This is a genomic window from Streptomyces sp. NBC_00210 (assembly GCF_045160975.1).
GTDB lineage: Bacteria > Actinomycetota > Actinomycetes > Streptomycetales > Streptomycetaceae > Streptomyces.
The window spans coordinates 5,411,984-5,436,777 of record NZ_CP108120.1; the positions used below are offsets into that span (position 1 = coordinate 5,411,984).

Here is a 24,794-nt window from a genome sequence, read left to right on the forward strand (position 1 = left end):
ACGAAGAAAGCACTCGGCCCTGCGCAGCGGAAGGCGGACGGGTTCACACCGATGGCCCCCGGTGCGAGGCTGGTGCCATGGACGATCTTCTGGACCGGCTGCGTGCCGGGCTGCCCGCCGAGGCCCTGATCACCGACCCGGACATCACGGCCTCGTACGCCAACGACATGGCGAGCTTCTGCGCCGCGGGAACCCCCGCGGTCGTCGTGCTGCCACGCACCGTCGAGCAGGTCCAGCACGTCATGCGCACCGCGACCGGGCTGCGTGTCCCCGTCGTCCCGCAGGGCGCCCGTACCGGCCTGTCCGGGGCGGCCAACGCCTCCGACGGCTGCATCGTGCTGTCCCTGACGAAGATGGACAGGATCCTGGAGATCAGCCCGGTCGACCGGATCGCCGTCGTGGAGCCGGGTGTCGTCAACGCCGTCCTGTCCCGCGCGGTGGGCGAACACGGTCTGTACTACCCGCCGGACCCCTCCAGCTGGGAGATGTGCACCATCGGCGGCAACATCGGCACCGCCTCCGGCGGGCTGTGCTGCGTCAAGTACGGAGTGACCGCCGAGTACGTGCTCGGCCTGGAGGTCGTCCTCGCCGACGGCCGACTGCTCAACACGGGCCGCCGCACCGCCAAGGGCGTCGCCGGATACGACCTGACGAGGCTCTTCGTCGGCTCGGAAGGCAGCCTCGGCATCGTTGTCAAAGCCATCCTCGCGCTCCGGCCGCAGCCACCCGCGCAGCTCGTGCTCGCGGCCGAGTTCGACTCGGCGGCCGCCGCCTGTGAGGCAGTCTGCGCGATCATGGAACGCGGCCATACGCCTTCGCTCCTGGAGCTCATGGACCGTACGACCGTGCGTGCCGTCAATGCCATGGCGAACATGGGCTTGCCCGACACCACCGAGGCGCTGCTGCTCGCCGCCTTCGACACCCCGGACCCGGCCGCCGACCTGGCCGCCGTCGGCGAGCTGTGCAGCGCGGCGGGCGCCACCCAGGTCGTCCCCGCCGACACCGTCGCCGAGTCCGAACTCCTCCTCCAGGCGCGGCGGTTGTCGCTCACCGCCCTGGAGACCGTGAAGACGGCCACGATGATCGACGACGTCTGTGTGCCGCGCTCCAAGCTCGGCGCGATGATCCAGGGCACGGCTGCCATCGCCGGCAAGTACGACCTCACGATCGGCGTCTGTGCCCATGCGGGCGACGGCAATACCCACCCCGTCGTCTGCTTCGACCACGCCGATGCGGACGAGTCCCGACGGGCCCGCGAGTCCTTCGACGAGATCATGGCGCTCGGCCTGGAACTCGGCGGCACCATCACCGGCGAACACGGCGTCGGCGTACTGAAGAAGGAGTGGCTGGCGCGCGAACTCGGCCCGGTGGGCGTGGAGATGCAGCGAGCCATCAAGCACACCTTCGATCCGTTGGGCCTGCTCAACCCCGGCAAACTCTTCTGAGGCCGTGGCTCCTTCTGGGACCACAGGCCTAAGGCGAATGCCCGATGGTCCGGGCAGGGCCCTCCGCAATAACGTGAAGGTGCAGATGAAGGAGGAGCCGTGCCAGCACAGCTTGATCACACCATCGTCCACAGCCGCGACCGGTTCGCCGGCGCACGCTTTCTCGCCGAGCTGATCGGGGAGCCGGAGCCCAGGCCGTTCGGCCCGTTCGCCAGCCTGCCGCTGGCGGGCGGCGTCACCCTCGACTACCTCGACGCCGGGAGCGCCATCACCCCGCAACACCTGGCCTTCCTCGTCTCCGAGGAGGAGTTCGACGAGATCTTCGGCCGGATCACCGACCGCGAACTCCCGTACTGGGCCGATCCGATGCACGCCAAGCCGCAGCAGATCAACCACCACTACGGGGGCCGCGGGGTGTACATAGACGACCCCGACGGCCACTCCCTGGAGTTCATCACGCATACGTACGTGACCGATTAGGCCCGCACCGACAACGCATCCGTCACCGCTCAGGCATCGCCGTCCTTGGACTCGTCCGGGAGACACGGGTCCCGCAGCCGCAGATCGTCGGCCGGAGTGGGCGCGAACAGCTCGGCGAGGCCGTCGTCGAGGCAGAGCTGCTCGGACTCGGAGCCCGCGGGGACCACCCGCAGGGTCCGCTCAAGCCAGGCGGACACCATTTCCGCGGGCGCCTCGAGCAGCGCCTCGCCGTCGGGGGAGCAGAGGGCGATCAGCACCACGCCCCGGCCGTCGATCTTGGTCGGCCAGATCCGGACGTCGCCGTGGCCGCCGGGCCTGAACACCCCTTCGACCAGCAGCTCGCGGGCGAAGGTCCATGAGACGGGGTGGTCGGAGCCGATGTGAAAGGTGATGCGCACGGCGTACGGGTCGTCCGTGCGGTAGGCCAGTCGAGCGGGGACAGGGATGCTCAGCTCGTGCGACAGCACCAGTCTGAGCTCCAGCTCGCGCTCCACCACGGTGTGCATGACAGTGCTCCTTCCTTCCGGTACGAGGCCTTGTGAGCCGGCCGTACCAGGAGAGAGCGCGTTGCCCGGCCGCTATGACGCGACTTTCGGGGGCAACTTTCCGTGCTCTGCCGTGGGTGCGGCCCGTTACCGGAAAGTGGTCGTTACGGCAGGACCGGCCCGGGGGTACGCGAGCGTCTGATAGATGTGGTGCCTTGTATTGCGGCTCTCGAGGAGATACGGGACCACGGTGATGAGCGCCCCAACCCCGGCCACAGGCGACGGCAGTCCCACGCCCGGCTACTACCCGGACCCATCCATCCCTGGATACGTCCGGTACTGGAACGGTGCCGCGTGGGTGCCCGGAACGAGCCGCCCCGCGCCGAAGACGGGCGAGGCGATGCCCGCGGCGCCCGGCTCGGCGGCATCCGCGTCCGCCGCGAGCCAGGGGCCGGTGCCCGCCCCGGCTCCGTCTCCCCTGGAGGAGACCGGTCCGGTCTTCCTCGACGAGGAGCCGAGCGACGAGCCGTCCCGCCCCGAGCCGGCCACCGCCTGGCAGGCCGACACCTCGCGGCAGACCGGCTTCGGCGGCGAGCGCGACAGCCGCGTCTCCTGGGGCGGCGCCAGCGGCGCCAGCGGTACGGGAGGAACGGGCGGCGGCCAGGACCCGCGAACCCAGGGCGACTTGGGCACCTCTGGTGCTCCGGGTGCTTCCGGTGCGCCCGCAGACCCGCGCCGTCCTGCCGCGTCGGGCACGCCCGCCGACCCGACCGGCGGCGCCCTGCCCGGCGTACGCTCCCTCGCTCCGTCCGCCGGGGGCGAGCCGCCCGTCGACGGCACGGTCGCCATCCGTCCGCTGCGCCCCGGCCAGGGTGCGTCCGCCGCCTCGGGCGCCGCTGACCCCTCGGCGGCAGCGCCCACGGGCGAGCCGTCCGCCCGCCGGCCCCAGCCTCAGCCGCCTGTCGACAGCACCGGCGCGATCCGCGCCATGCGCCGTGGTCTGCCCACGGGCGCCGCCGGGCAGGCCGAAGGCCTGCTGTCGGTCCGGTCCATGACGCCGGGCGCACCGGGCGCACCGACCGCGCCCACCCCGCCGCAGACTCCGGCCCAGCGCGGCCCGCAGCCCCCGGCACCCGCCCAGCCGCAGCCCGAGGCGCCCGCGCAGTCCCAGACTCCCGTCACCGACGGCCCCGGCGGCGGCTCGGCCTCCTGGGCGCAGCAGGTCCACCAGCTCGCCAGGACCGGCCCCGAGGGCGAGCAGCCGGTAGCGCCCTGGAAGCCGCCGGTCAACGACCCCTTCCTGCAGGCCGCCCAGGCCCAGGCGGCGGCCCGCCCCGCCTCTCTCGGCAAGCGCCTCGCCGCCCGGCTGATCGACACCCTGCTGCTCGGGGCGCTCGTCGGCGCCGTCGCCGTACCGGTCGTATCGCAGGCGCGCGACCATATCGACGAGAAGATCGAGGCGGCGAAGCAGTCGGGCGAGACGGTCACCGTCTGGCTGGTCGACTCCACCACCGCCGGTCAGCTCGGCATCGTCCTGGGCGCCCTGCTGGTCCTCGGCGTGCTGTACGAGGCGCTGCCGACCGCCAAGTGGGGCCGCACCCTCGGCAAGAAGCTCTGCGGCATCAGGGTCTGGGACATCGAGTCCCATGAGCCGCCGTCGTTCGGGGCGGCGCTGCGCCGCTGGCTGGTCTACGGAGTGCTCGGCGTACTCGTGGTCGGTGTGCTCAATGTGCTGTGGTGCCTGTTCGACCGCCCGTGGCGGCAGTGCTGGCACGACAAGACGGCCCACACCTTCGTGACGAGCTGACCCCCCGGCAGGAGTCCACCGGGGCCGGGCGAGGAAGTCCGGCCAGGAGTCGGGCAAGAAGTGGGGCAAGCAAGCCCGGCAAGAAGTCGGGCAAGGAAGTCCGGCCAGGGTTCCCCCGAACGGCGCGCGAGCCGTTGCGGGGGCCCCCGGGGCGGGATGCACTGCCCCCATGAGCAACGACCAGCCGCCGCCCGGCGAGCCGCCCGAGGACGACCCCTTCCTCAAGAAGCCGCAGGAACCGACGCCGCCGGCGGGCGGTCCGCAGGAGCCCCCGCCGCCAGAGGGCCCCCCACCGGGCCAGGGCCCCCCGCCCGGCTCGCCCTACGGGGGCTCAGGCCCGTCCGACAGTGGTCGCGGCCAGCCCCCTCCGTACGATCCGGGCGCCTTCAGCGGCGGGTACGGCGGCGCGGACCCGCTCGCCGGGATGCCGCCGCTCGCGGACTTCGGCAGGCGCTTCGCCGCCCGCGTCATCGACGCTCTCATCATCTTCGTGCCGCTGTTCTTGCTCTCGCTGCTCGGCGGCGGATGGCACGTGACCACGGACAACGGCGACACCTGGGACGAGATCACCAGGCAGGTGAACACCGGCAGGCAGTGGCTCTGGTCGCTGATCTCCCTGGCCGTGTATGTCGCCTACGACACCATCATGGTCAAGAGGGACGGGCAGTCCGTCGGCAAGCACCTGATGAAGATCCGGGTCGCGATGCTCAACGACGGCAGCGTGCCCGACACACCCTCCGCGCTGATGCGCGCCGTGGTGCTCTGGGTGCCGGCGTGGGTGTGCTGCTTCTGCCTCTGGTGGCTCGTCATCATCCTGACGATCCTGAGCGACAAGCCGTACAAGCAGGGGCTGCACGACAAGGCGGGCAAGACGGTGGTGGTGTCAGCGGCGTAGTGAGTGTTCGGCGGCCAGGGCCTCGGCCCCGGTGCGCGGACGGGCCGCGGGCACCCGGGTGGTGAGACCGTCCGCGGAGGCGGCCGTGGCCGAGATGGCGGAGGCGGCGGGATGGTTCGTACGGACCGTTCGCGTCGCCTTCGCCGTCTGTGCCCTTCGCGTCCTGCCCATCGGCAGGGCGGCGGCGACCACCAGTCCGATCGCCATCGAGGCGGCGCCTATGGCGGCGACTCCCAGGACGTGGGTGGTACGGGTGAGCAGCAGCAGGGCGAGGGTCGAGAAGACGACGGTCGCCGAACCGTAGGCGAGCTGTGCGGCAGTCGGACGCGGCATGACGGTATCCGTCCTCGGGACATTGTCGGGGGGTGTCTCTCAACTCGGTCGCACTGACAAATGACTCTACGACGGTGGATGCCCGGGAGGAACCGGCGGTAAGCGTGACCTAACCCACGGTGCCGGTGCATGGGGGGCGCATTGAGTCATTCGTTCGGGCAACTGTCCCCTTGGGTGCGCCCGTTGTCCGATTCGTTCCACGTCCGGATAACGGAACTGTGCTCACGCATAGTGCAGTTGCTCTGTGCAAGTCAAGGTCTGTCTTTTCTCCGGTAACTCCGGTCGAATGTCGTCACTTGTGACGCGCACACCGCGCGCGGACGACCCCACATCCGGTCCGCGGCGACGGAGCGCGGGGGAGGACAACATCAAGTGACCACCAAGCGAAGGACGATCAGAGCGTCCGCGGTGCTCGTGGCCCTGGCCGCGACCACCGCGTCGGCCTCGGCGTTCAGTAGCGCCCAGGCCGACAACCAGAGGTCGTCGAGCCCGGCCGGGATCGAGCGCCATGACCCGGCGCCGCGCCAGGGCCAGGTCGAGCACGACCTCGACGGCCCGTTCAGCAAGCAGCAGGACCAGCAGCGCGAAGCAGCGCTGGAGCAGGTCATAGCCGGCGACGCGACCGTGCAGCAGCGCGGCGCGTCCAAGGTCGTGAAGCTCGGCGACAAGAAGTACGTCGAACTCGGCCGGGAGAAGACGGACAAGATCTTCACCATCCTGGTGGAGTTCGGCGACAAGGTCGACGACACCACGATGTTCGACCCGGACGGCCCGGAAGGGCCCAAGCCCCCCGTCAAGAAGTACGGCGGCGCGCCCGGCCCGCTGCACAACAAGATCGCCCAGCCGGACCGTAAGGTCGACAACTCCACGGCCTGGCAGGCGGACTACAACCGGCAGCACTTCCAGGACCTGTACTTCGGCACCGGCAAGGACAAGAAGGGGCAGCCGAAGCACTCCCTGAAGACCTTCTACGAGAAGACCTCCTCGGGTCGTTACTCGGTCGACGGCGAGGTCGCCGACTGGGTCAAGGTCGACTACAACGAGGGCCGATACGGCTCCAACTACTGCGGCCAGACCAACTGCTCCAATGTCTGGGACACGGTCAAGGACGGCGTCACCGCCTGGGCCGCGGACCAGAAGGCCAAGGGCCGTACGGACGCGCAGATCAAGGCGGACCTGTCCAAGTACGACCTCTGGGACCGCTACGACTTCGACGGCGACGGCAACTTCAACGAGCCCGACGGCTACATCGACCACTTCCAGATCGTCCACGCGGGCGAGGACGAGTCGGCGGGCGGCGGCGTCGAAGGCACCAACGCCCTGTGGGCGCACCGCTGGTACGCCTACGGCACCGACGCCGGCAAGACCGGCCCGGCGAACAACAAGGCCGGCGGTACCCAGATCGGCTCGACCGGCATCTGGGTCGGCGACTACACCATGCAGCCCGAGAACGGCGGCCTCGGTGTCTTCGCCCACGAGTACGGTCACGACCTCGGTCTGCCCGACCACTACGACACCTCGGGCGGCGGCGAGAACTCCACCGGGTTCTGGACCCTCATGTCGGCCGGCTCCTGGCTCGGCACCGGCAAGGACTCCATCGGCGACCTGCCGGGCGACATGAACGCCTGGGACAAGCTGCAGCTGGGCTGGCTCAACTACACCAAGGCCAAGGCGGCGACGAAGTCCACCCACACGCTGGGTGTGGCGGAGTACAACACCAAGAAGCCGCAGGCGCTCGTCGTCGAGCTGCCGAAGAAGGCCGTCACCACGTCTGTCGTGAAGCCCGCCGAGGGCTCCAAGCAGTGGTGGAGCGACATGGGTGACAACCTCAAGAACACCCTCACCCGCTCGGTCGACCTCACCGGCAAGTCCAAGGCGTCCCTTGAGCTTTCGGGCTGGTGGGACATCGAGGCCGACTACGACTACCTCTACGCCGAGGTGTCGACGGACGGCGGCGCCGACTGGACGCCGGTGGACGGCACGGCCGACGGCAAGCCGATCACCCGCGACTCGTCCGACAAGCCGGCGCTGACCGGTGCTTCGGGCGCGTACAAGAAGCTGGCGTACTCGCTGGACGCCTACGCGGGCAAGAAGGTCGACGTCCGCTTCCGCTACCAGACGGACGGCGGCGCGGGCGGCAAGGGCTTCGCGGCCGACGCGCTGAGCGTGGTGGCGGACGGCACGCCGCTGTTCACCGACAACGCCGAGGGTGACGACGCGGGCTGGACCGCGAAGGGCTTCTCGCGCATCGGTGAGTCCTTCACCAAGGAGTACGAGCAGTACTACCTGGCCGAGAACCGTCAGTACGTGTCGTACGACAAGACCCTCAAGGTCGGTCCGTACAACTTCGGCTTCAAGGCTCCGAAGGACGCCTGGGTCGAGCACTACCCGTACCAGAACGGCCTGATGATCTGGTACTGGGACACCTCCCAGAAGGACAACAACACCAGCCAGCACCCGGGTCAGGGTCTGGTCCTGCCGGTGGACGCGCACCCGAAGGCCCTGAAGTGGGCTGACGGCACGGTGATGCGGAACAAGATCCAGAGCTTCGACTCGCCGTTCAGCCTGCGGCCGACGGACGGCTTCACGCTGCACAAGGCGGACGTGGCCCTGCGGATCAAGCCGCAGGCGGGGAACCCGGTCTTCGACGACCGCAAGGGCGTCTACTGGTTCGCCGAGAACCCGACCGCCGGTGTGAAGGTTACTGACACCAACACCAAGATCACGGTCGTGCGGGAGCCGCTGAGCGGCGATACGATCACGGTCAAGGTCGGTCCGTCGACCAAGTAATTCGTATAACCGCAGGTCAGAGCACGATCGGCCGTCGCCCTCTAGCGGGCGGCGGCCGATCGTGTTTAGGTGCGTCTTGCAGACCCTTATTGACACGCCATCTCACGGGGGAGTGGTTCAGCATGCCCGGCGGAGGTTTTTGCAAGTTGCCGAACGGCAGCGTGGTGGTCGCACTGAGCCTGCCCAGCCCGGTGGGTGACGGCAGCACGGTGCGCTTCCTGGTGCACGCGGTGAACCGCGCGAGGGCGCTGACGCGGCTGCGGAACCTGGGCCTGCGGGCGGTGTATCTGCGGGGCAACGCGGAGCCGCCGACGCCGGACGAGATCACGGCGGTACTGCACCATCCGGACGGCCTGCTGTGGCGCACGACGCCCGAGGACCACGACGAGCTGTGGCATCCGATACGGACGCTGCTCAGCCCGCCGCGGGGCGGTCCGGCGGCGCGGGAGCCGGGTGCGCGGGTCTGCTCCCCACCCCGGCCCTTCCCGAACTGGGCCTCCGCGCCGGACCCGGCGCCTCAATCTCCCCCGGACTTCGTCCGGGGGACCACCAGGGGCTGAGTTTCAGCGGGTGACTCCCCGGCGAAGCTCAGGGGGAGGTCGAGTAGAGGAGCAGGCCCCCCGGGTCACACCACCGGCTTGCCGGACAGCTCCACGCCGGCTCCCCGCAGCTGCTCCAGCGCCCGCTCCGTCGTCGCCTCCGCCACACCCGCGGTGAGGTCCAGCAGCACCTGCGTGCGAAAGCCCTCCCGCGCCGCGTCCAGCGCCGTCGCCCGTACGCAGTGGTCCGTCGCTATGCCGACCACGTCGACCTCCGTGACCTGGCGCGCCCGCAGCCACTGCGCCAGCGTCGTGCCGTTCTCGTCCGTGCCCTCGAAGCCGCTGTACGCCGCCGCGTACGCGCCCTTGTCGAAGACCGTGTCGATCGCCCCCGAAGCCACCGCCGGGGCGAAGTTCGGATGGAAGCCGACGCCCTCCGTGCCCGCCACGCAGTGCGGCGGCCAGGTGTTCACATAGTCCGGGTGGTCCGAGAAGTGCTCGCCGGGCTCGATGTGGTGGTCGCGGGTGGCCACCACATGGCGGTAGCCGGCCGGTGCGGCCTGGCCGATCAGGTCCGTGATGGCGGCGGCGACATCGGCACCCCCCCTCACCGCGAGGCTGCCGCCCTCGCAGAAGTCGTTCTGAACGTCCACGACGATCAATGCGCGGTGCATGACAGGTGTCCTTCGATGGGGATCGGTGGGGGAGACCGGCAAGCGAATGTACTGAGCCTAAGCGGCCCCGGGGAAGTCCGGGCGGCGTCGCGGGCCGATGGCTGTCGCCTGGCTGCGTTGTCGTCAGTCGCCGACGCTCCGCGTGGACTCCTTCCTCCGCCTTGCCAGACTCGGCCCTCGACCCGCTCCTTTCCCCACCCGGACTTCCCCGACACCGCTTGGAGACTTCGCCCACCCTGCGGGAGAGGGCTTCCCGGGGCGGTCACACGTACTCCGTGGGCAGCACGGGTTCGCCCCTGGAGAGCTGCATCGCCGACAGCGGCAGCCCCGCCCGCGCCGTGATGTGCCGCTCGCGCGCGGCGTCCAGCGGTTCGCGTGCCACGATCTGGCCGCCCTTGATCAGCTCGACCAGCAGTTGCCGGTCCGCGAGCCCGTCCGGCACGGCGTCGACACCGATCACCTCCGCCTCGGCGACCCCGTCCGCGTCCAGTCGCCGCGCGGCCCACTTGCGGCCGCCCACCGAGGTCTTCCCGCCCAGCGACTTCTTCGCCACGGCGTGCAGCGGCGCCGTGGGGTCGGCGGACTGGGCGCGGGCCACGAGCTTGTAGACCATCGAGCAGGTGGGGTGCCCGCTGCCGGTGACCAGCTGCGTGCCCACGCCGTACGCGTCCACCGGCGCCGCGGCCAGCGAGGCGATCGCGTACTCGTCCAGGTCCGAGGTGACGACGATCTTGGTGTTGCGCGCGCCCAGCGCGTCCAACTGCTGCCGCACCCTGTGCGCGACCAGCAGCAGATCCCCGGAGTCGATCCGTACGGCGCCGAGCTCGGGACCCGCGATCTCCACCGCCGCGCGCACCGCCTCGGCCACGTCGTACGTGTCGACCAGCAGAGTCGTCCCCCGCCCTAGCGAGTCCACCTGCGCCTGGAAGGCGTCGCGCTCGCTGTCGTGCAGCAGGGTGAACGCGTGTGCGCTGGTGCCCACCGTCGGGATGGCGTAACGGAAGCCGGCCGCCAGGTCGGAGGTGGAATCGAAGCCGCCGACGTACGCCGCACGGGCCGAGGCGACCGCGGCGAGCTCGTGCGTACGCCGTGCGCCCATCTCGATCAGCCGGCGCCCGGCCGCGGCCGTGTGCATCCGGGATGCCGCCGCCGCGATCGCCGAGTCGTGGTTGAGGATCGAGAGCACCACCGTCTCCAGCAGCACGCACTCGGCGAAGGTTCCCTCGACCCGCAGGACCGGGGAGCCCGGGAAGTACACCTCGCCCTCCGGGTAGCCCCAGATGTCGCCACTGAAGCGGTACGACTCGAGCCACTGCAGCGTCGGTTCGTCGACGATCTTCTGTGCGCGCAGAAAGCCCAGCACGCCCGCGTCGAAGCGGAAGTTCTCGACGGCGTCCAGGACCCGGCCGGTGCCCGCAACGACGCCGTACCGCCGCCCTTCGGGCAGTCGGCGGGTGAAGACCTCGAAGACGGAGCGGCGGTGTGCCGTCCCGGCCCGAAGTGCCGCCTGGAGCATTGTGAGCTCGTACTGGTCCGTGAAGAGCGCTGTCGAGGGAACATCCACCGGCAGGCCAAGGTCCGCAGTGTTCATGGCGACGATGCTAGCGCACATTTCGTCAAAGTGACGAGATGTGCGGGTCGTTTGTGCGATGAGCCCTGTCGGGTGGCAGCATGGACCAGGTGAGTGTTGCTCCCACAGAGATCGAACGCCCTGAGTCGGCCGAGGAAACCTTCGCCGTACCCGAGCCCGACGTGCCGTGGGTGACGCTCGTCCACAACGACCCGGTCAACCTGATGAGCTACGTCACCTATGTCTTCCAGGCCTATTTCGGCTACCCCAAGGACAAGGCGCACAAGCTGATGCTCGACGTTCATCACAAGGGGCGCGCCGTCGTCTCCAGCGGCACCCGCGAGGAGATGGAGCGTGACGTGCAGGCAATGCACGGTTACGGCCTGTGGGCGACCCTCTCCCAGGACCGCGGCTGATGTCGGGGCACTTCGAGCCGATCCCCGGCGGCGGCGCCGCTGTCGCCCTCGATGAGGTCGAGATCTCCATCCTGCGTTCGCTGGCCGTGCAGCTGCTCGAGCTGATCGGGCCGGGCGACGAGCCGGTCGAGGGAGAGGACCCGCTGGCCGCGCTCTTCGCCGAAGGTCCGAGCGAGCCGCCCGCCGATCCGGCGCTGGCCCGGCTCTTCCCGGAGGCGTACGCAGGCCCCGACGCCGACGAGGCGGACGAGGAACTGCGCGCCGCCTCCGCGGAGTTCAGGCGGTTCACCGAGAAGGACCTGCGCTCCCGCAAACGCGACGACGCGCTGTGTCTCGTACGCACCCTCGACTCCCTCACCGCGGTCGGCGAGGGCGGCGCCGTGCTCAAGCTGACCGCCGACGACTGTCTGCACTGGCTCGGCGCGCTCAACGACCTGAGGCTGACCATCGGCACCCGGCTCGAGGTCACCGACGAGGACGAGAACGACGATCTGTACCGGCTGCCGGACTCCGATCCGCGCAAGCCGATGGTGATGGCGTATCTCTGGCTCGGCGCGCTCCAGGAGACGCTCGTCGAGACCCTGATGTCCTGAGTCGTCCCCCTGGATGTCCCGAGTCGTCCCCCCTGTTGTTCGCTCTGCCGTTCGCTCAACGGACACTCAAATCCGGATAACGATCACGTCACCGCATCGGCATGCTTTGCCGTGCCGATGGAATTTTGTCCGCTTCTTTCTGTGGCGTGCGCCACAGCGCCTGGGCTCATCGCTGTTGCAACCGTGATAAATCTTCACGACCGCCCGGGGACGCCACCCATGTCCCCGGGGGCGCTTGGACCGGCTGACCGCCGGTAGCACTCCATCCACATCCGGGGGGATCAGGACCTGATCCGCAGTCGCGCGGCAGTTGCTGCGGACGCGGATCAGCATGGAGAAAGGGCGCATCACCATGACCTCACTGCAGGTCGACGAGCAACACGACGGCAATGAGGCCGCGGGGTCCGCAGGCGCGGACGAGGGCTACCAGCGCGGACTGGGTGCCCGTCAGATCCAGATGATCGCGATCGGCGGTGCCATCGGCACCGGCCTGTTCCTCGGCGCGGGCAAGGCCATCTCCAAGGCCGGACCGAGCCTCATCCTGGCCTACGCCATCGCGGGCCTGGTCATCTTCTTCATCATGCGGGCGCTGGGCGAGCTGCTGATGTACCGCCCGGTCTCGGGGTCCTTCTCCGAGTACGCGCGCGAGTTCGTCGGCCCCTTCGCGGGTTTCGTCACCGGCTGGACGTACTGGCTCTTCTGGGTCGTCACCGGCATCACCGAGGTCACCGCGGCCGCGCAGTACATGTCCTTCTGGACCCATGACAGCTTCCCGCAATGGGCGTACGCGCTGATCTTCACGGTCATTCTGTACGCCGCGAACCTGATCTCCGTGAAGCTCTTCGGTGAGCTGGAGTTCTGGTTCTCGATGGTCAAGGTGACGGCCATCGTCGGCATGATCCTCATCTGCGCCGGCATCCTCACCATCGGCTTCTCCGACGCCGCCGACACCGCGACCGTGTCGAACCTCTGGAACGACCGCGGCTTCTTCCCCGAGGGCATCGGCGGCACGCTGATGACGCTGCAGATCGTGATGTTCGCCTTCCTCGCGGTCGAGCTGGTAGGCGTCACCGCCGGCGAGTCCAAGGACCCGGAGAAGACGCTGCCCAAGGCCATCAACACCGTGCCGTGGCGCATCGCCGTCTTCTACATCGGCGCGCTGATCATGATCCTGTCGGTCGTCCCGTGGGCCGAGTTCCAGCCGGGCGTCAGCCCGTTCGTCGCGGCCTTCGAGAAGATGGGCCTCGGCGTCGGCGCCGCGATCGTGAACTTCGTCGTTCTGACCGCCGCCCTGTCGTCCTGCAACTCCGGTATGTACTCCACCGGCCGCATGCTGCGCGACCTGGCGCTCAACGGCCAGGGCCCGAAGTTCTTCACCAAGCTGACGAAGAGCGGCACGCCACTGATCGGCACCACGGTTTCCGCCGCGCTGATGCTGGTCGGCGTCTGGATCAACTACGTAGCCCCGGGCAAGGCGTTCGACTACGTCGTCTCCTTCGCCACCATCTCGGGCATGTGGGCCTGGATCATGATCCTGGTCTGCCAGATCCGCTACCGCGCCAAGGCGGACCGCGGCGAGCTGCCGCAGTCCACGTTCAAGGCTCCCGGCGCCCCTTGGTCCAGCTGGTTCGCACTGCTCTTCATCGGCATGGTCATCGTGATGATGGGCGTCGACAAGGACGCGCGGATCTCGCTGTACTGTGCGCCGCTGTGGGCCCTGATCCTCGGCGTCACCTACCTGGTGCTCAAGTCCCGCAACCCCGAGGGTGCGGCCTTCAACAAGCGCTGACGCTGGACCCCGGTCCAGCATCCGGGCAGGCCTGTACCGCTCTTCGGTACAGGTCTGCCCTCCCGTCGCCCGCCGCCACCCTGCCTGACCCTCCCCCAGACTCCGTCCGGGGGGACCCCCATCGCGTCGGCCCCTCCTGACTCGATGTTTATTCTGTCGCTCATGCTGACCATCACCCAGGCTCTGTACGACCAGATCGTTGCGCACGCCCGCGCCGACCACCCCGACGAGGCCTGCGGCATGGTCGCGGGCCCCGAGGGCAGCGGCCGCGCCGAGCGTTTCATCCCCATGCTGAACGCCGCCCGTTCGCCCACGTTCTACGAGTTCGACTCGGCAGATCTGCTGAAGCTCTACCGGGAGCTGGACGACCGCGACGAAGAGCCGGTGGTCATCTACCACTCGCACACCGCGACCGAGGCATACCCGTCGCGTACGGACATCTCCTATGCCAATGAGCCCGGCGCGCACTACGTCCTGGTCTCCACCGCCGACGCCGACGAGGCCGGCCCCTTCCAGTTCCGCTCGTTCCGCATTGTGGAGGGCGAGGTCACCGAGGAGGAGGTCAAGGTCGTCGCGGCGTACTGACGCCCACATAGTGGGCCGGTTCTGTCCATCATGCGAGATCACATTCCGGAACCCGGACGGGGAATCGTTACGATGACCGCATGGTTCCCCATGACGTGAGCGACAGGACGCCGAGCACCGTGCTGCTCGTGGCGCGGCTGCACGTCGACCTGTGCCGCCTCGCCAGCGCGATGTGTACGGCCCGCGCTGCGCTCTGAGCGCATCGACCGCACCACCCCCTGCGCGGGGGGCCTGAGCCGCGCGCACTTACGCAACCCCGCCACACTCCCGACAGGAGCCCATGTCATGGCCATCGAGGTCCGCATCCCGACCATCCTCCGTACGTACACCGACGGCGCGAAGGCCGTCGAGGGGAGCGGGGACACTCTCGCCGAGCTCTTCACCGACCTCGAGACCCGGCACAACGGCATCCGGGAGCGCATCGTCGACGGCGACCAGCTGCGCCGCTTCGTGAACGTCTACCTGAACGACGAGGACGTCCGCTTCCTCGACGGCATCTCCACCAAGCTCGCCGACGGCGACAGCGTGACCATCCTTCCTGCCGTCGCCGGTGGCATGCGCTGATGCGTTACGACTCCCCGCTGGCAGCGGTCGGCAACACTCCGCTGGTCCGACTGCCGCGGCTGTCGCCCTCGGAGGAGGTCCGCATCTGGGCCAAGCTCGAGGACCGCAACCCGACGGGCTCGATCAAGGACCGCCCGGCGCTCCACATGATCGAGCAGGCGGAGAAGGACGGCCGGCTGACGCCGGGCTGCACGATCCTCGAGCCGACGTCCGGCAACACCGGGATCTCCCTCGCCATGGCGGCGAAGCTCAAGGGCTACCGCATTGTGTGTGTGATGCCGGAGAACACGAGCGAGGAGCGCCGCCAGCTCCTGGCGATGTGGGGCGCGGAGATCATTTCCAGCCCGGCGGCGGGCGGCTCCAACACGGCGGTCCGCGTCGCGAAGGAACTGGCGGCCGAGAACCCGTCCTGGGTGATGCTCTACCAGTACGGCAACCCGGACAACGCGGGCGCGCACTACGCCACGACCGGCCCCGAGATCCTCGCGGACCTCCCGTCGATCACCCACTTCGTGGCGGGCCTCGGCACGACGGGCACGCTCATGGGCGTCGGCCGCTTCCTGCGCGAGCACGTCCCCGGCATCCGCATCGTGGCCGCGGAGCCGCGCTACGACGACCTGGTCTACGGCCTGCGGAACCTGGACGAGGGCTTCGTCCCCGAGCTGTACGACGCCTCGGTCCTCACCACCCGCTTCTCGGTCGGCTCGGCGGACGCGGTGACCCGCACCCGCGAACTCCTCCAGCAGGAGGGCATCTTCGCGGGCGTCTCGACGGGAGCGGCGCTCCACGCGGCGATCGGCGTCGGCAAGAAGGCGGTGGCGGCGGGCGAGCCGGCGGACATCGTGTTCGTGGTCGCGGACGGCGGGTGGAAGTACCTGTCGACGGGCGTCTACACGGCGCCGACGACGGAGGCGGCGATCGAAGCACTGCAGGGCCAGCTCTGGGCGTAGGCGGGCGGGCTTTGCCGAGGCCCCCCTGCGGTCGGCCTCCGGCTCGGGCTCCGGGACGGGGCGGCATCGGGTCCGGTCCCGGGAGCCGCCTCAGGGGTCTCGTCCGCGGTCTGCTCCGGGGCGGCCGCCTCGACCCGGTGTCCGGCCGGCCGGCGCGGAGTGCGTCGACCTGCCGCAGCCCGAAGCAGCGGGATCCCTGCCCGAGCCGCGCGCCGCGAAGCGTGCGCAGCCCTGGGTTCCGGGGCGTGCCACCGCCCCAGGGGCCGGACCTCCACGGCAACTTCGCGCCGCGGCCTTCGTCACTCGGGTCCTTGTCCGTGAGACCGGTCCCGGCGCGCGAGGCCGCGCCGGGGGCCTGCCCCCGGTTATGGGGAAGGGCGGGGTGGGGAAAACGCGCTCAAGGCGACAGGTGGCGGACCTGGTCCCAGACCGTCGGGTCCAGCACCCCCACCCGCCGCCTGAACTCCCACACCGCCACGTCCCGCAGCTCATCCGTCTCCAGAAAGCTCGGCCTGCCCCGCGCATCCCCCACCGTCCCCGGTGGCAGTGAGATCACGCCCGGCCGTTCGTCGCGGTACCTGCTCGTGATCTTCGCGACCTGCGCCGTCCGGCCGCGTACCGTAAGCACCAGGCACGGCCTGTCCTTCGAGCCCGGTCCGTCCTCGTAGGGCACGTCTGCCCACCAGATTTCGCCCGGCTTCGGCCGCTGCTTCGGGGCCCGACCAGGGCCCGTGGGGCGGCCCGGCGGGCGCGTCCGGCCGTGTGGGCGGCGCGAGCCGCGGCCGCGGCCGTCCGCCACCGCGGCGACAAGCGCGACCACCACCACCGCGCACACAGCGAGCCACCATGACGTGTCCATACCCAGACCGTACCGGCGCGCCCCCGCGCCCCCCACCACGAACGCCCGAACCGGTGACAGAGCAGGTGAGTTCTCCCACAACGGCCCGCCCCGGGGAAGCGACCCATCCTTTTGCGCCTTACGCTCAACAGACCGCACGACCCTCCCCCAGCCCTCCCCGTAACGGAGGTTCCGGCTCCATGAAGCTCACCGTCGTCGGCTGCTCGGGGTCGTTCCCGTCCGCGGAATCGGCCTGCTCGAGCTACCTCGTAGAGGCCGACGGCTTCCGGCTGCTTCTCGACATGGGCAATGGCGCCCTCGGCGAGCTGCAGCGTCATGTCGGTCTCTACGACCTCGACGCCATCTTTCTCAGTCATCTCCACGCGGACCACTGCATCGACATGTGCGCGTACTTCGTGGCCCGCTACTACCGCCACGACGGCGGCCGGTGCGGAGCCCTCCCGGTCTACGGCCCGGAAGGCACCGAGCAGCGCCTGACCACCGCCTACGCGGACACCCCTTCCGCCTCCTCCATGAGCGAGGTCTTCGACTTCCACACGCTGAAGTCCGGCAGCTTCGAGATCGGCCCGTTCGCCGTCCGTACGGAGAGGGTGAGCCACCCCGTCGAGGCGTACGGCATCCGCTTGGAGCACGGCGGCAAGACCCTGACGTACTCGGGCGACACCGGCGTCTGCGAGCCGCTGCAGGAACTCGCCGCCGGCGCCGATCTCTTCCTGTGCGAGGCGTCCTTCACGTACGGCAAGGAGGACATCCCCGGCCTCCACCTCAACGGCCGCGAGGCCGGCGCCCAAGCGCAGCGCGCGAACGTCGGCCGGCTCGTGCTGACCCACATCCCGCCGTGGACGGACGCCGAGCAGACCCTGGCGGACGCGCGTCTGGTCTACGACGGCCCGACCCAGATCGCACACGCGGGCGCGGTCTACGACGTCTAGGTCTGCCCATACGACGCCTCAACAGCCGAAGCCCTGTCTCCCGTACGAGAGACAGGGCTTCGGTCCGGATGCGCGAGGCTTACTTGGCCTCCGCCTTCTGCAGCTCCGCAAGCTCCTCGTCGGACTCGCGGCCCGGCGTCGGAATGTTGAACTTGATGATCGCGAAGCGGAAGACCACGTAGTAGACCGCCGCGAAACAGAGCCCCACCAGCGCCAGACCCCACGGGTTGGACGCGATGCCCAGGTTGAGGAAGAAGTCCACCGCACCGGCCGAGAAGCCGAAGCCGTCCTTCATGCCCAGCGCCCAGGTCAGCGCCATGGAGACACCGGTCAGCACCGCGTGGATCGCGTACAGCACCGGCGCGATGAACATGAAGGTGAACTCGATCGGCTCGGTCACGCCGGTGACGAACGAGGTGAGCGCGAGCGAGAACATCATGCCGCCGATGACCTTGCGGCGCTCCGGGCGGGCACAGTGGACGATCGCGAGACAGGCCGCCGGGAGGGCGAACATCATGATCGGGAAGAAGCCGGTCATGAACTGTCCGGCGGTCGGGTCACCGGCGAGGAAGCGGCCGATGTCGCCGCTCTTGCCCTCGTACGTACCGGCCTGGAACCACGGGAACGAGTTCAGCAGGTGGTGCATGCCGATCGGGATCAGCGCACGGTTGGCGATACCGAAGATGCCCGCGCCGGCCGCGCCGGAGCCGACCAGCCACTCACCGAAGTTGTGCAGACCCGTGCCGAGGACCGGCCAGATCAGGCCGAAGACGATGCCGATGACCAGGCCCGCGAAGGCGGAGAGGATCGGGACGAGACGGCGGCCGCCGAAGAAGCCGGCCCAGTCCGGCAGCTTGGTCCGGTAGAACTTCTGGTACAGCAGGGCGACGACTATGCCCATCACCACGCCGCCGAGGACCTTGGCGTCCACCGGTGCCTCGGTCATGACGATCTTGCCGTCGACGACCTTGGCGACCTTGTCCAGGTTCGGGTCGGTGAACGTGGCCAGCACGTTCTTGAAGACCAGATAGCCGGTGACGGCCGCGAGTGCGGTCGAGCCGTCCGACTTCTTGGCGAAACCGATCGCGATACCGACGGCGAACAGCAGCGCCATGTTGGCGAGGATCGCGTCGCCGCCGGCCGCCATGTACCCGGCGATCTTGGTGATGAACGTCGGGAACGAGTCCCTGGCAAGCATGTCGGGCTGGCCGAAACGCACCAGGAGCGCGGCGGCGGGCAGCACCGCGACCGGCAGCATGAGGCTGCGGCCGATGCGCTGCATGACAGCCATCGCGCCGGCGCCCGTCTTCTTCTTGTCCGCCGCGGGGGCGGCGCTAGCCGTGGACATCAACTTCCTCCAATGGGCAAGGCGCCGCCGAGGGGGCATAACACGGGGAGGGCGGCGTCTCAAAGGGGAACGCGGCGACGGCCGCGTGGTCTACACCACTGAGTGGTGTAGACCTGTTGTAGCACGTGAAGGCGAGATAAGGAACCAGTGATTCCTGTGGGCTGGGCCATAGTGCGAAATGCACGACATATGGCCCTCGGACGACTGGTCCAAGGGCCTTATGGGGCGTTACGGGAGGGCTACGGGGCCCAAATGTGTGGGATCCCGCACGGAATCCCGTGCGGGATCACTTGGTGACGTCCCGCTCCATTTCCTCCGCGACCTCTTCCGATTCGCGCCCCGGCGTCGGGATGTTGAACTTCGTGATCACGAACCGGAAGATCGCGTAGTACACCACCGCAAAGCCGAGCCCGATCGGAATGATCAGCCAAGGCTTCGTCGCCAGGCCCCAGTTGATGACGTAGTCGATCAGGCCCGCAGAGAAGCTGAAGCCGTCCTTGACGCCGAGAGCCCAGCTCAGCGCCATCGAGACGCCGGTCAGCAGCGCATGGATCGCGTACAGCAGTGGCGCCACGAACAGGAACGAGTACTCGATCGGCTCGGTGATGCCGGTGACGAACGACGTCAGGGCGACCGAGAGCATCAGGCCCCCGATCTCCTTGCGGCGGTGCGGCTTGGCACAGTGGGTGATGGCCAGCGCCGCGGCCGGCAGCGCGAACATCATGATCGGGAAGAAACCCGTGGTGAACTGCCCCGCGTTCGGGTCGCCCGCCAGGAACATGGTGATGTCGCCGTGCACGACCGTGCCGTCCGGCTTGGTGTAGCTGCCGAACTGGAAGAAGATCGGCACGTTCAGGAACTGATGCAGGCCGATCACCAGCAGCGCCCGGTTCGTGAGACCGAAGAGACCCGCACCCCAGGCGCCCAGACCCACCAGCCAGTCGCTGAAATTCTCGAGCGCGTCGCCAAGGGGCGGCCAGGCCCACACGGAGAGGACCGCGACGCCGATCGCGACGAAGGACATGATGATCGGGACCAGTCGGCGGCCGTTGAAGAAGCCCAGCCAGTCCACCAGCTTGGTGCGGTGGAAACGCTGCCAGAAGTAGGCGGTCAGCAGGCCGATGACGATGCCGCCGAAGACACCTGGATTCTGGTACGTGAACGCCTCGACCGATCCGTCGGGTGCCTGGCAGCCCAGGGCCGCCGCCTTTGCCCCGCCCACACAGTCCTCGGGAAACTGGCGCAGGACGTTGTAGTAGACGAGAAACCCCGCCACTGCCGCGAGCGCCGTCGAGCCGTCGGACTTCTTGGCCATGCCGATCGCGACGCCGACACAGAACAGCAGCGGCAGGCCGAGGTTGCCGTCCAGCAGCGCGCCGCCCGCGCCGGCCATCACCTTGGCGACATCGTCCCAGCCGAGGCCCTCCGCGCCGAAGACATCGGGCTGGCCGAGCCGGTTGAGGATGCCGGCCGCCGGGAGGACGGCGATCGGCAGCTGCAGGCTGCGGCCCATTTTCTGCATGCCCTGGAAGGCGCTCTGTGTCCACCGCTTCTGCCGGGGTGCGGCAGCGCTGTCGGAGCTCATCCGTCCTCCCGGAACATGCCTGGTTTGGCAGGTGCTGCAGACTGGTGTAGACCAGTTGCGGTAAGGCCCGGGGCCCCGGTCGCAGGACAGGGCATCGGTGATCGTCATCATTCGGTACGAGATGGTTACTCGCTAGTGAAGATGGTCCGACCGTGCGTTACCGTGACAAAACGGGCCAACTGGTGGGCCGAGGCAGCGCTGAGCGCCCTGCGGGGGCGCTCTTGGAACGCAGGGAGACAGACATGGCCAGCAAGGCTGAGAAGATCGTCGCCGGGCTCGGTGGGATCGACAACATCGAGGAGATCGAGGGCTGCATCACTCGCCTCCGTACCGAAGTCGTGGACCCGAGCAAGGTCGACGAGGCCGCGCTGAAGGCCGCCGGGGCGCATGGCGTCGTGAAGATGGGCAACGCGATCCAGGTTGTCATCGGCACGGACGCCGACCCGATCGCGGCGGACATCGAAGACATGATGTGACCTCGGCGCACGTCTCGGCCGCAGCCGCGGGCCTCGGTCCCAGCCGCGACCCCGGATTCGGCCCCAGCCCCGGCACCGGTCCCAGCCCAAGCCCCCAGCTGCTGAGCCCGCGTCGCTGACCGCGTCGCTGACCGCGTCGCTGAGCCCGCGTCGAGAGGGCCCCGTTCCGCCCGGAGCGGGGCCCTCCCGCGCAGCCGCTAGGCTCGACGCCATGTCTCGAATCGACGGCCGCACCCCCGAACAGCTCCGCCCCATCACCATCGAACGCGGATGGAGCAAGCACGCCGAGGGCTCCGTCCTCATCGCCTTCGGCGACACCAAGGTCTTCTGCACCGCCTCCGTCACGGAAGGCGTCCCGCGCTGGCGCAAGGGCAGCGGCGAAGGCTGGGTCACCGCGGAGTACTCGATGCTTCCGCGCTCCACCAACACCCGCGGCGACCGAGAATCCGTACGCGGCAAGATCGGCGGACGGACGCACGAGATCTCACGCCTCATCGGCCGCTCGCTGCGCGCCGTCATCGACTACAAGGCTCTCGGCGAGAACACCATCGTCCTGGACTGCGACGTCCTCCAGGCCGACGGCGGCACCCGCACCGCGGCGATCACCGGCGCGTACGTCGCCCTCGCCGACGCCGTTGCCTGGGCCCAGAACAAGAAGCTCGTCAGGGCCGGCCGCAAGCCGCTCACCGGGACCGTCGCCGCCGTCTCCGTCGGCATCGTCGACGGCACCCCGCTGCTCGACCTCTGCTACGAGGAGGACGTGCGGGCCGAGACCGACATGAACGTCGTCTGCACCGGCGACGGCCGCTTCGTCGAGGTCCAGGGCACGGCCGAGGCCGAGCCCTTCGACCGCAAGGAGCTCAACGCACTGCTCGACCTGGCGACGGGCGGCTGCGCCGACCTCGCCGCGCTCCAGCGCGATGCCCTCGAGCACACACTCGAAGGGTAAAGAAGCAACCAAGAACGCCCCATCGGGCGTCGTAGGATTCACGGGCGCACGGGCCGAACCGTGCGCCCGTCCGTATCCGGGGAGGACAGTTCCATGCCTGCGCGCCGCCGCATAGCACTCACGCTCGCCACCGCCGCACTGGTCGTACCGATCACGGTCGGCTGCAGCGCCATCGACAAGGCCCTCGACTGCGTCGAGACCGCCGACGCGATCGCCACCAGCGTCGACAAGCTCCAGCAGGCGGTCTCCAGCGCCGCCGACGACCCGACGCAGGCCCGCGAGGCGCTCAACGACATCGACAAGGAACTGAAGAGCCTCAGCGACAAGACCGACAACGCCGACCTGAGCAAGGCCGTCGACGACCTCAACACCGGTGTCGACAATGTCCGCAAGTCGATCGAGAACGGCGACAACACTCCGGACATCACGCCGGTCACCGATGCGGCGGCCGAGATCGGCAAGGTCTGCACGCCCGGGTAGCGCCCTGATAATCAGGGGCATGACCCGTCTGATCCTCGCCACCCGCAACGCCGGGAAAATCACCGAACTCAGGGCCATCCTCGCCGACGCGGGCCTCAGTCACGACCTCGTCGGCGCGGATGCCTACCCCGACATCCCCGACGTCAAGGAAACCGGCGTCACCTTCGTCGAGAACGCACTGCTGAAGGCGCACGCCCTGGCTCGGGCCACCGGCCTGCCGGCCGTCGCCGACGACTCCGGCCTCTGCGTCGACGTCCTCGGCGGCGCGCCCGGCATCTTCTCCGCCCGCTGGGCCGGCGGCCACGGCGACGACACCGCCAATCTGAATCTGCTGCTGGCCCAGCTCTCCGACATCGACGACGCTCACCGTGCCGCCCACTTCGCCTGCGCGGCGGCCCTCGCCCTCCCGGACGGTACGCAGCGTGTCGTCGAGGGCCGCCTGCTCGGCACCCTGCGCCACGAGCCGGTGGGCACGAACGGCTTCGGCTACGACCCGATCCTGCAGCCGGAGGGGTACGACGTGACGTGCGCGCAGCTGACCGCGGAGGAGAAGAACGCGATCAGCCACCGCGGCAAGGCGTTCCGGGCGCTGGTCCCGGTGGTGCGGGAGCTCTTGGGCTGACGCCGGAGCGTAAGCATGCAGGAGGGCGGCTCACCTCTGTGAGCTGCCCTCCCGCGTGGTGCGGCCGGTGGGACTCGAACCCACATGGGATTTCTCCCACGACATCCTAAGTGTCGCGCTTATGCCAATTCAGCAACGGCCGCCGGTCGCGAGCCATCGTAGCGGGATGCCGGTAGCTGTGGCGCGTGTGTTCTCACCGACTGCCGCGACGCTTCCCTCCCCGGCACCAGGTATCTGTGATTGCGTGGCAATTGGGGCACAGCAGCCGAAGATTCCGGCGCCGGTCGTCGCTCCAGTCGCCATTGAGGTGGTCGACCTCGAGCGTGATCGGCCTCCCGAGCCACTCAGGGCCTGTCCCGCATTCGTCGCATCTTTCGGGAACGCCGATCTCGCGCAGAGCCCGACGCAACAGTGCGGTCTTCGTGCGACGGCCGTGCTGGTGCTTCACCAGCACTTCTCCCGGCGGCTTGGCCGCCGGGCTGGGCTTGCCCCGCTGGTGGGCCTGCCCGAGGAAGTGCGATGTGTCGATTCCGTACTCCGCGATCAACTGATGGAAGAGCCTGCGGACTCTGGTGTTGTCCGGGCGCTCCAGGACGCGCAGGGCACCCGCTATGGAAGTCGACTGGGCGACTGCCTGCTTCAGTTCGCCGGCGCTCGGCAGTGCCTTGACGCCGTGAGGACCGCGCCGGGGTGGTGGAAAGTGTGAGATGTCGATGTCGAAGTCTTCGAAGCGCTTGCGTAGGTGTCGTCGTAGGTTTCCGTACGGCTGGGTGCCCAGAAAGGCGATCACTTCTTCGATGTCGGCGCACTGCTCGGCCGCCTCGGTCAGAAGGTCCCTTGTGTACCGGCGCGTCTGGCTCATCGTCAGCTCTTCGTGCTGTGTGAAGCCGTGGCCCGACGCGCCTTGCCCCTGCCGCGATAAGTGTCCGTTGCCGAGTGGCAATTGGGGCAGAGAAAGCGCAGGTTCTCCGGACGGTTGTTCCGCCAGTCGCCATCGACATGATCCACCTCCAGCGGCAGGGGGCGCCCACGCCAGAACGGCTCCGTGCCGCAGAGCGCGCAGCGTTCCGCCACACCGAGTGCCGTCATGGCCGGTCTCAGCCGCTCGCTCGGAATACGGCGGGCGCTTCCGGGGGCCTGTTCCACGAGCAGTGCCTGGGGGGTCCGGCGTGACCTCGATTCTCCGGCCCGACTCGGTGGGGTGAAATGCGATGTGTCGATGCCCAGCGTCTTGACCCGGCGGCTGATGTGGGTGTGGTGCCCGCCCACTACCTCGAGCCCGAGCCGCCGCAGCACCTCGCACATGCTTGTCGAGGCCGCGACCACCGGCTCCAGGACGTCACTCGTCCACCGCGCGCCTTCGCGCTCGAAGTGCGAGGTGTCCACCCCTGCTTTGGTCATGCGGTCACGGACATAGCGCCTGGTGGGGCTGTTCGGATCCACCCCCAGCTTCGTCAGCGCCTCGGACAGTGTCCGCGACGAACTGGCCGCCTCGGTCAGGCGCTTGTGTGTGTACGGACTCACCCGCATGGTTCCCCTCCGCATCCGGCTGCGTGTTCGCCATCTCGCACTGAGTAACGAACCGGTTATCGGATGGTCACGCCCGGAATGCGGAATGGCCCGTACCG

Annotated in this window: 26 protein-coding genes, 1 tRNA gene and 1 pseudogene; 18 read left to right on the forward strand and 10 right to left on the reverse strand. The window is 69.0% G+C overall.

All coding sequences use genetic code 11. From position 1 onward, the window contains the following. Positions 1–77 precede the first annotated feature (77 nt). Both OG729_RS24470 and OG729_RS24475 read left to right on the forward strand, forming a co-directional pair. The gene (locus OG729_RS24470; RefSeq protein WP_405808098.1) at positions 78–1,445 is read left to right on the forward strand and encodes an FAD-binding oxidoreductase; all 1,368 of its coding nucleotides are present in this window, start codon (positions 78–80) and stop codon (positions 1,443–1,445) included. 99 nt (positions 1,446–1,544) lie between these two features. Continuing rightward, positions 1,545–1,925 (forward strand): VOC family protein, encoded by a 381-nt coding sequence (locus OG729_RS24475; protein WP_405808099.1) that lies wholly within the window; start codon positions 1,545–1,547, stop codon positions 1,923–1,925. A 29-nt stretch (positions 1,926–1,954) separates the two neighbouring features. Here OG729_RS24475 and OG729_RS24480 read toward each other — a convergent pair whose 3' ends face one another. Further along, positions 1,955–2,431 carry an SsgA family sporulation/cell division regulator gene (locus OG729_RS24480; protein ID WP_405808100.1) on the reverse strand — a complete coding sequence of 159 codons (477 nt, stop codon included), beginning with the start codon at positions 2,429–2,431 and terminating at the stop codon, positions 1,955–1,957. A gap of 232 nt (positions 2,432–2,663) precedes the next feature. Between OG729_RS24480 and OG729_RS24485 the strand changes: the two genes are divergently transcribed. Both OG729_RS24485 and OG729_RS24490 read left to right on the forward strand, forming a co-directional pair. Then, complete coding sequence (locus OG729_RS24485; protein WP_405808101.1) at positions 2,664–4,217, forward strand: RDD family protein; 1,554 nt, start codon at positions 2,664–2,666, stop codon at positions 4,215–4,217. A gap of 169 nt (positions 4,218–4,386) precedes the next feature. Beyond that, complete coding sequence (locus tag OG729_RS24490; protein WP_405808102.1) at positions 4,387–5,112, forward strand: RDD family protein; 726 nt, start codon at positions 4,387–4,389, stop codon at positions 5,110–5,112. Here the strand turns inward: OG729_RS24490 and OG729_RS24495 are convergent. Continuing rightward, a complete protein-coding gene (locus OG729_RS24495) occupies positions 5,101–5,445 on the reverse strand; it encodes a hypothetical protein (protein ID WP_405808103.1) in 345 nt (114 codons plus the stop codon). The two genes, OG729_RS24490 and OG729_RS24495, sit on opposite strands and share 12 nt — an antisense overlap. Before the next feature lie 372 nt (positions 5,446–5,817). On the opposite strand from OG729_RS24495, the gene OG729_RS24500 reads away from it, so the two are divergent. Both OG729_RS24500 and OG729_RS24505 read left to right on the forward strand, forming a co-directional pair. Next, entirely contained in the window at positions 5,818–8,235 is a 2,418-nt protein-coding gene (locus OG729_RS24500; RefSeq protein WP_405808104.1) for an immune inhibitor A domain-containing protein, read from the forward strand. A 122-nt stretch (positions 8,236–8,357) separates the two neighbouring features. After that, a pseudogene (locus OG729_RS24505) lies at positions 8,358–8,660 on the forward strand (hypothetical protein); the annotation flags it as partial. A 200-nt stretch (positions 8,661–8,860) separates the two neighbouring features. On the opposite strand, the gene OG729_RS24510 reads toward OG729_RS24505, so the two are convergent. Next, positions 8,861–9,448 (reverse strand): nicotinamidase, encoded by a 588-nt coding sequence (locus OG729_RS24510; protein WP_360872794.1) that lies wholly within the window; start codon positions 9,446–9,448, stop codon positions 8,861–8,863. A gap of 262 nt (positions 9,449–9,710) precedes the next feature. After that, on the reverse strand, positions 9,711–11,039 hold the full coding sequence (locus OG729_RS24515; RefSeq protein ID WP_360872791.1) for a nicotinate phosphoribosyltransferase: 1,329 nt from the start codon (positions 11,037–11,039) through the stop codon (positions 9,711–9,713). An 80-nt stretch (positions 11,040–11,119) separates the two neighbouring features. Between OG729_RS24515 and clpS the strand changes: the two genes are divergently transcribed. The 7 genes from clpS to OG729_RS24550 all read left to right on the forward strand — a co-directional run bounded on the left by clpS (position 11,120) and on the right by OG729_RS24550 (position 15,915). Beyond that, positions 11,120–11,434 (forward strand): ATP-dependent Clp protease adapter ClpS, encoded by a 315-nt coding sequence (clpS, locus tag OG729_RS24520; RefSeq protein WP_360872788.1) that lies wholly within the window; start codon positions 11,120–11,122, stop codon positions 11,432–11,434. Further along, the gene (locus OG729_RS24525) at positions 11,434–12,027 is read left to right on the forward strand and encodes a DUF2017 domain-containing protein (RefSeq protein ID WP_360872785.1); all 594 of its coding nucleotides are present in this window, start codon (positions 11,434–11,436) and stop codon (positions 12,025–12,027) included. The genes clpS and OG729_RS24525 overlap by 1 nt, the downstream gene beginning before the upstream one ends. 352 nt (positions 12,028–12,379) lie before the next feature. Continuing rightward, positions 12,380–13,816, forward strand: coding sequence for an amino acid permease (locus OG729_RS24530; RefSeq protein WP_405808105.1), 1,437 nt, complete (start codon positions 12,380–12,382; stop codon positions 13,814–13,816). A 162-nt stretch (positions 13,817–13,978) separates the two neighbouring features. Further along, entirely contained in the window at positions 13,979–14,401 is a 423-nt protein-coding gene (locus OG729_RS24535) for a Mov34/MPN/PAD-1 family protein (RefSeq protein ID WP_405808106.1), read from the forward strand. An 80-nt stretch (positions 14,402–14,481) separates the two neighbouring features. Further along, positions 14,482–14,598, forward strand: coding sequence for a putative leader peptide (locus tag OG729_RS24540; protein ID WP_360872777.1), 117 nt, complete (start codon positions 14,482–14,484; stop codon positions 14,596–14,598). An 88-nt stretch (positions 14,599–14,686) separates the two neighbouring features. Continuing rightward, on the forward strand, positions 14,687–14,965 hold the full coding sequence (locus tag OG729_RS24545; protein ID WP_360872774.1) for a MoaD/ThiS family protein: 279 nt from the start codon (positions 14,687–14,689) through the stop codon (positions 14,963–14,965). Then, positions 14,965–15,915: a PLP-dependent cysteine synthase family protein gene (locus OG729_RS24550; protein ID WP_405808107.1), complete on the forward strand. Its 951-nt coding sequence runs from the start codon at positions 14,965–14,967 to the stop codon at positions 15,913–15,915. The genes OG729_RS24545 and OG729_RS24550 overlap by 1 nt, the downstream gene beginning before the upstream one ends. 397 nt (positions 15,916–16,312) lie before the next feature. On the opposite strand, the gene OG729_RS24555 is transcribed toward OG729_RS24550, so the two are convergent. Beyond that, on the reverse strand, positions 16,313–16,774 hold the full coding sequence (locus OG729_RS24555) for a type II toxin-antitoxin system PemK/MazF family toxin (RefSeq protein ID WP_360872770.1): 462 nt from the start codon (positions 16,772–16,774) through the stop codon (positions 16,313–16,315). 179 nt (positions 16,775–16,953) lie between these two features. On the opposite strand from OG729_RS24555, the gene OG729_RS24560 reads away from it, so the two are divergent. Further along, the gene (locus tag OG729_RS24560) at positions 16,954–17,706 is read left to right on the forward strand and encodes an MBL fold metallo-hydrolase (RefSeq protein ID WP_360872767.1); all 753 of its coding nucleotides are present in this window, start codon (positions 16,954–16,956) and stop codon (positions 17,704–17,706) included. A gap of 79 nt (positions 17,707–17,785) precedes the next feature. Here OG729_RS24560 and OG729_RS24565 read toward each other — a convergent pair whose 3' ends face one another. Both OG729_RS24565 and OG729_RS24570 read right to left on the reverse strand, forming a co-directional pair. After that, on the reverse strand, positions 17,786–19,054 hold the full coding sequence (locus OG729_RS24565; RefSeq protein WP_360872764.1) for a PTS transporter subunit EIIC: 1,269 nt from the start codon (positions 19,052–19,054) through the stop codon (positions 17,786–17,788). Between the two features lie 286 nt (positions 19,055–19,340). Beyond that, complete coding sequence (locus OG729_RS24570; protein ID WP_405808108.1) at positions 19,341–20,639, reverse strand: PTS transporter subunit EIIC; 1,299 nt, start codon at positions 20,637–20,639, stop codon at positions 19,341–19,343. A gap of 242 nt (positions 20,640–20,881) precedes the next feature. Between OG729_RS24570 and OG729_RS24575 the strand changes: the two genes are divergently transcribed. The 4 genes from OG729_RS24575 to rdgB all read left to right on the forward strand — a co-directional run bounded on the left by OG729_RS24575 (position 20,882) and on the right by rdgB (position 23,166). Then, positions 20,882–21,115, forward strand: a complete 234-nt coding sequence (locus OG729_RS24575) for a PTS glucose/sucrose transporter subunit IIB (protein WP_360872758.1) — start codon at positions 20,882–20,884, stop codon at positions 21,113–21,115. 211 nt (positions 21,116–21,326) lie between these two features. Beyond that, positions 21,327–22,064, forward strand: a complete 738-nt coding sequence (gene rph / locus OG729_RS24580; protein ID WP_360872755.1) for a ribonuclease PH — start codon at positions 21,327–21,329, stop codon at positions 22,062–22,064. A 93-nt stretch (positions 22,065–22,157) separates the two neighbouring features. Further along, a complete protein-coding gene (locus OG729_RS24585; RefSeq protein ID WP_360872752.1) occupies positions 22,158–22,544 on the forward strand; it encodes a hypothetical protein in 387 nt (128 codons plus the stop codon). 19 nt (positions 22,545–22,563) lie between these two features. Continuing rightward, positions 22,564–23,166: an RdgB/HAM1 family non-canonical purine NTP pyrophosphatase gene (gene rdgB, locus OG729_RS24590; RefSeq protein WP_405808109.1), complete on the forward strand. Its 603-nt coding sequence runs from the start codon at positions 22,564–22,566 to the stop codon at positions 23,164–23,166. A gap of 56 nt (positions 23,167–23,222) precedes the next feature. Here the strand turns inward: rdgB and OG729_RS24595 are convergent. The 3 genes from OG729_RS24595 to OG729_RS24605 all read right to left on the reverse strand — a co-directional run bounded on the left by OG729_RS24595 (position 23,223) and on the right by OG729_RS24605 (position 24,696). Next, a tRNA-Leu gene (locus OG729_RS24595) sits at positions 23,223–23,309 on the reverse strand. A gap of 50 nt (positions 23,310–23,359) precedes the next feature. Next, the gene (locus OG729_RS24600) at positions 23,360–24,028 is read right to left on the reverse strand and encodes an HNH endonuclease (protein ID WP_405808110.1); all 669 of its coding nucleotides are present in this window, start codon (positions 24,026–24,028) and stop codon (positions 23,360–23,362) included. Positions 24,029–24,030: 2 nt separating this feature from the next. Next, positions 24,031–24,696, reverse strand: a complete 666-nt coding sequence (locus OG729_RS24605; RefSeq protein ID WP_405808111.1) for an HNH endonuclease — start codon at positions 24,694–24,696, stop codon at positions 24,031–24,033. Between the last annotated feature and the right edge of the window lie 98 nt (positions 24,697–24,794).

What these genes read in the sequence shown, in the direction of transcription:
- OG729_RS24470 (WP_405808098.1), top strand. Translation starts at nt 78, where the DNA reads ATGGACGATCTTCTGGACCGGCTGCGTGCCGGGCTGCCCGCCGAGGCC.
- OG729_RS24480 (WP_405808100.1), bottom strand. Translation starts at nt 2,431, where the DNA reads ATGCACACCGTGGTGGAGCGCGAGCTGGAGCTCAGACTGGTGCTGTCG.
- OG729_RS24485 (WP_405808101.1), top strand. Translation starts at nt 2,664, where the DNA reads ATGAGCGCCCCAACCCCGGCCACAGGCGACGGCAGTCCCACGCCCGGC.
- OG729_RS24490 (WP_405808102.1), top strand. Translation starts at nt 4,387, where the DNA reads ATGAGCAACGACCAGCCGCCGCCCGGCGAGCCGCCCGAGGACGACCCC.
- OG729_RS24495 (WP_405808103.1), bottom strand. Translation starts at nt 5,445, where the DNA reads ATGCCGCGTCCGACTGCCGCACAGCTCGCCTACGGTTCGGCGACCGTC.
- OG729_RS24510 (WP_360872794.1), bottom strand. Translation starts at nt 9,448, where the DNA reads ATGCACCGCGCATTGATCGTCGTGGACGTTCAGAACGACTTCTGCGAG.
- OG729_RS24515 (WP_360872791.1), bottom strand. Translation starts at nt 11,039, where the DNA reads ATGAACACTGCGGACCTTGGCCTGCCGGTGGATGTTCCCTCGACAGCG.
- clpS (WP_360872788.1), top strand. Translation starts at nt 11,120, where the DNA reads ATGGACCAGGTGAGTGTTGCTCCCACAGAGATCGAACGCCCTGAGTCG.
- OG729_RS24525 (WP_360872785.1), top strand. Translation starts at nt 11,434, where the DNA reads ATGTCGGGGCACTTCGAGCCGATCCCCGGCGGCGGCGCCGCTGTCGCC.
- OG729_RS24530 (WP_405808105.1), top strand. Translation starts at nt 12,380, where the DNA reads ATGACCTCACTGCAGGTCGACGAGCAACACGACGGCAATGAGGCCGCG.
- OG729_RS24535 (WP_405808106.1), top strand. Translation starts at nt 13,979, where the DNA reads ATGCTGACCATCACCCAGGCTCTGTACGACCAGATCGTTGCGCACGCC.
- OG729_RS24540 (WP_360872777.1), top strand. Translation starts at nt 14,482, where the DNA reads ATGGTTCCCCATGACGTGAGCGACAGGACGCCGAGCACCGTGCTGCTC.
- OG729_RS24545 (WP_360872774.1), top strand. Translation starts at nt 14,687, where the DNA reads ATGGCCATCGAGGTCCGCATCCCGACCATCCTCCGTACGTACACCGAC.
- OG729_RS24550 (WP_405808107.1), top strand. Translation starts at nt 14,965, where the DNA reads ATGCGTTACGACTCCCCGCTGGCAGCGGTCGGCAACACTCCGCTGGTC.
- OG729_RS24555 (WP_360872770.1), bottom strand. Translation starts at nt 16,774, where the DNA reads ATGGACACGTCATGGTGGCTCGCTGTGTGCGCGGTGGTGGTGGTCGCG.
- OG729_RS24560 (WP_360872767.1), top strand. Translation starts at nt 16,954, where the DNA reads ATGAAGCTCACCGTCGTCGGCTGCTCGGGGTCGTTCCCGTCCGCGGAA.
- OG729_RS24565 (WP_360872764.1), bottom strand. Translation starts at nt 19,054, where the DNA reads ATGTCCACGGCTAGCGCCGCCCCCGCGGCGGACAAGAAGAAGACGGGC.
- OG729_RS24570 (WP_405808108.1), bottom strand. Translation starts at nt 20,639, where the DNA reads ATGAGCTCCGACAGCGCTGCCGCACCCCGGCAGAAGCGGTGGACACAG.
- OG729_RS24575 (WP_360872758.1), top strand. Translation starts at nt 20,882, where the DNA reads ATGGCCAGCAAGGCTGAGAAGATCGTCGCCGGGCTCGGTGGGATCGAC.
- rph (WP_360872755.1), top strand. Translation starts at nt 21,327, where the DNA reads ATGTCTCGAATCGACGGCCGCACCCCCGAACAGCTCCGCCCCATCACC.
- OG729_RS24585 (WP_360872752.1), top strand. Translation starts at nt 22,158, where the DNA reads ATGCCTGCGCGCCGCCGCATAGCACTCACGCTCGCCACCGCCGCACTG.
- rdgB (WP_405808109.1), top strand. Translation starts at nt 22,564, where the DNA reads ATGACCCGTCTGATCCTCGCCACCCGCAACGCCGGGAAAATCACCGAA.
- OG729_RS24600 (WP_405808110.1), bottom strand. Translation starts at nt 24,028, where the DNA reads ATGAGCCAGACGCGCCGGTACACAAGGGACCTTCTGACCGAGGCGGCC.
- OG729_RS24605 (WP_405808111.1), bottom strand. Translation starts at nt 24,696, where the DNA reads ATGCGGGTGAGTCCGTACACACACAAGCGCCTGACCGAGGCGGCCAGT.